Here is a 412-nt window from a genome sequence, read left to right as displayed (position 1 = left end):
TAGGCCGCAACTTTTACAAGGGATTGGCAGGGGATGCTGTGAACATACTATTGGCAGCCGCTGCTTACAACTTCAAAAGAGCCATGAAGGCTCTTTTGTATCTGCTCAAAATAATAAGCGAAAAGCTAAGCGAGAGACCATCGATGAATGACTTCTCACTTGTAAATGCTTTTTAAGGGATGACTAAGTACGATACCGTAGTGTCCTAAACGTCGTCCATTTGGACAGTTGTAAAAACGAAGTGACCCACCGAATTTTTCGGTGGGTCACTTCGTTTTGGTGGGATTACTGAATGGAATATTCCATCCGTATCGTGAGACCTTTGAAAAATAAGGAGATGTATGAAAGAGGCATTCTTCGGATACAAGGAGCGAATAATTTGGGAGGAAGCAAGGGATAAAAGGGCTTGTAA

Annotated in this window: 1 pseudogene; it reads left to right on the top strand. The window is 42.5% G+C overall.

The window, feature by feature from the left end:
- A pseudogene (locus tag HQ50_RS11475) lies at window positions 1-176 on the top strand (IS5/IS1182 family transposase); the annotation flags it as partial.
- Window positions 177-412: the final 236 nt, after the last annotated feature.

The sequence above is a fragment of the Porphyromonas sp. COT-052 OH4946 genome, assembly GCF_000765965.1.
GTDB lineage: Bacteria > Bacteroidota > Bacteroidia > Bacteroidales > Porphyromonadaceae > Porphyromonas > Porphyromonas gulae.
Note: the sequence above shows the minus strand (reverse complement) of the source record. Positions and strands in the feature narration are given on the sequence as shown.